At 47.4% G+C, this 3,311-nt stretch carries 4 protein-coding genes; all 4 read left to right on the forward strand.

Annotated elements, in window-relative coordinates; translation table 11 throughout:
• On the forward strand, positions 1-493 hold a 493-nt coding region (lepB, locus tag K2Q26_15810), incomplete at its 5' end, for a signal peptidase I (GenBank protein MBY0316986.1).
• A gap of 66 nt (positions 494-559) precedes the next feature.
• Positions 560-1,567 (forward strand): aspartate carbamoyltransferase catalytic subunit, encoded by a 1,008-nt coding sequence (locus K2Q26_15815; protein MBY0316987.1) that lies wholly within the window; start codon positions 560-562, stop codon positions 1,565-1,567.
• Positions 1,564-2,634: a glutamine-hydrolyzing carbamoyl-phosphate synthase small subunit gene (gene carA / locus K2Q26_15820; protein ID MBY0316988.1), complete on the forward strand. Its 1,071-nt coding sequence runs from the start codon at positions 1,564-1,566 to the stop codon at positions 2,632-2,634. Before K2Q26_15815 ends, carA begins: the two co-directional genes overlap by 4 nt.
• Positions 2,624-3,268, forward strand: coding sequence for a hypothetical protein (locus tag K2Q26_15825; protein MBY0316989.1), 645 nt, complete (start codon positions 2,624-2,626; stop codon positions 3,266-3,268). The genes carA and K2Q26_15825 overlap by 11 nt, the downstream gene beginning before the upstream one ends.
• Positions 3,269-3,311 lie beyond the last annotated feature (43 nt).

A 3,311-nucleotide genomic window follows, 5' to 3' on the forward strand; every position in this document is an offset into this window, starting at 1 on the left:
GTGGCTGATCGGACCGTTGACGCCGGCGAGAGGAGACGTGGTGGTCTTTCGCTCCAAGGATGATAGTGATTATTACATGGTGAAGCGGGTGATTGGGTTGCCAGGAGATCGGCTGCAGTTTGATCGCGGTCAGAATCGTCTCGTCATTAACGGCCAAGGAATAAATATGGAATTCTTGAAGGCCGCCGATGAGGAGTACTACAAGATTTTTAAAGAGGATCTGCTGGGAGTGGAGCATTTGGTTCAGTACGCGGAAGATTCCATTTTAACAGCCGAATCTGTCTTTGAGGTTCCCCAGGGTCATCTCTTTCTCATGGGTGATAACCGCGACAGGTCGTCAGACAGTCGTGTCTGGGGTGTACTTCCCCTCGAAAACCTACTAGGCAAAGCCCAATTGGTGTGGATGAGCTGTAAAGAGGACGCTCCCGCCGGAGGCGCCATCTGCTTCGGCAACGATCTCCGCCAAGAGCGCGTCGGCAAAAAAATCCAGTAAAAGGTTCCAGCTCCCTCCATGCACTTATCCACACGTGGATAAGTGCATGGAGGGAGCTGGAACCTTTTGACAAAGGCGATGGGGGGCGACTATTGTTTATTTTTAATGACCTCTTTCGACTCCTCTTTTCCGCCGAGCTTTTTGACGACTGCGGATTTATCTATTTCTCAAATTTCCGAGCTCTTTAAAACAGCTGGATCCATCAAATCTCATTTTCAAAAGCACCAGCAATTCCCGCGGCTTTTTACCAACAATCCGGTGATCGCGCTTTTGTTTTTCGAAGCAAGCACCCGCACTCGTTTGAGCTTCGAAATGGCCATCAACCGCCTCGGCGGGACGTGTACTTTTTTTGATGGCGCCTCCAAAGAGGGAAGTAGTCTGATCAAAGGCGAAACTCTAGACGACACATTTTGGACTGTTCACTCGATGATGCCGAACGCGATGGTGGTCCGTTGTGGGGATGATTTTAATTTACTCAGTGCCAGTCAAAAAACCGAAATGCCCATCGTCAATGCGGGCTTTGGCACTCACTCCCATCCGACCCAAGCTCTCTTGGACATCTTTACGATGCTGGAGTTCTTGCCGTCTCTTGAGGGGAAACACGTTCTCTTCATTGGCGATATCTCACACAGTCGAGTTGCGATGTCGCACATGGAACTTCTCCCTCGCTTGAAGGCAAAGGTCGGCGTGGTGGGTCCCAAAGAGTTCACATCTTCGGTACTCTCAAACAAGACCGAAGGGTCGGCGGAGATAACGACGTTCGAAAATCTCAAAGATGCTCTTCCTTGGGCAGATGTGGTGATCGGACTCCGAATTCAGTTTGAGCGTCATGGCTCCAAAGAGGGATTTTCTCTAGAGACCTATACACAACACTATCAAATTCAAAAGCGGCACGGAAGTCTTCTTAAAAAAGAGGCTTTGCTGTTTCATCCCGGGCCGGTCAATTGGGGCGTGGAATTCTTACCCGACGTGCGCGAACTGCCTCACTTTAAAATGTGGCAACAAAAGCAAAACGGAGTTTTCGTTCGCGCGGCACTTTTACAATCGCTTTTAGGAAAAGGGAAAATGTCATGACAGCTGGATATCTATATCTCGAGGACGGAACTTTTTTTAAGGGCGAATGGTTAGGCGGAGAAGCGCGCGCGGCCGAAGTTATTTTTAACACCTCTCACAACGGATTTGAAGAAATCGCCACCGATCCCTCCTACTACGGGCAGATGATGGTGATGACGGCTCCCATGCAGGGAAATTACGGTGTAGACGATGCATTCTGGGAATCCTCTCGTTATTGGTTCGAAGGATTTATTGCTCTCGAAATCGAAAATAAAGATGAGCGTTGGGTGCAGCGATTGATCGAAAATAAAATTCCTGTGGTTCAGGGAATCGACACCCGTCGGTTGGTGCTCTACCTTCGCGACAAAGGAACTCAAGTGGGCGCACTCGTAAAGGCGTCGAGCGAAGCCGAGGCGCGCGAAATCGCCTTACCACTGATTCAGCGTCACAAAAAACTCGATAAAGACTGGTGCTACCTTGTTTCCTCGAAAGAAATGAAAGTGTTGAGCGGTGCCTCTTCCTCGGGCCCAAGAGTGGCTGTGATCGACTATGGTTGTAAACAAAATATCATTCGGGAACTTTTAAAGCGCTGTCGTGAAGTGGCGATTTTTCCATCACGCACGACGGGTGACGAAATTGCCAAGTGGAAACCCGATGGTATTTTATTATCCAACGGACCTGGCGATCCGGCCGATGTGCAGGTGACTGTGGAAACAGTCCGCCAATTTTTAGGCAAAAAAGTGATTTTTGGGATTTGCATGGGGCATCAAATTCTTGCCCGGGCCCTCGGTGCAAAAACATATCGCCTGAAATTTGGACATCATGGGGCCAATCATCCAGTTAAAGACCTGCGCAATGGACAAATATATGTCACAAGCCAAAATCATGGGTATGCTATTGATTCTGGGACGCTTCCCACGGACGTGGAAGTCACCCATATGAACCTTAACGATAAAACGATTTCGGGCATTCAGAGTCAGAAACAAAAATGCTTTAGCGTTCAGTTTCACCCTGAAAGTCACCCCGGCCCCCGAGATGCGCATTTATTGTTTAACGAATTTATAGAATGGATTCAGCATGAGTTATGAAGACTGCATTGATAAATTAACCGTGTACTTCTCTTCCAACAAATATCAAAAGGAAGTCGTCACGGCGAAGGATGAATTCTTTGGTGACGTCGGCCTCGGAGACACAGAGGGCCACGAGTTCGAGCGCAAACTCAATCTATTTTACGACTGGTATTTATTAACCCGCCCTCTCGAGGGAACTCAGTTGACACCGGCGAAGATGGTTTTGAACCTCGAGGGTTACGATATGACCACTTCCGAGATTCCGGAGTACCAAGCTTTGGCCAAAGCGAAATATTCTCTCTTCGAATACATTAAAACTAAAGGCAAAGACCACTACGCCAAAGATTTACTGACGGGCGAAAAAGTGGTGGTTAAAAATTCATCGGTGAATATTATTGCGAACAAAGGCGCCGTCTTCAGTACACATTTCATCAATGATGGCGCGAATAATTTTTTCACTTTCGGCATGACGTTTCATCCTCCAGAAGTAGAGAAATTTGTTTTTGAATATGCTAAAAAATTAAAAAATGCTCCCCACGAAGAACAATGGCGTGCCATTGTAACGTTGATCAAGATGAACTTTAAACTTGAACGTTACCCGCATGTGGGGCACGAACAGATCTATAGTTTTAATAGCCCAGTGAGGTTCTAATGCCGTTAAAGTCCAAATACAAAAAGGTTCTCATTCTCGGAAG

This window comes from Bdellovibrionales bacterium (genome assembly GCA_019750295.1).
Classification (GTDB): Bacteria; Bdellovibrionota; Bdellovibrionia; order Bdellovibrionales; family JAGQZY01; genus JAIEOS01.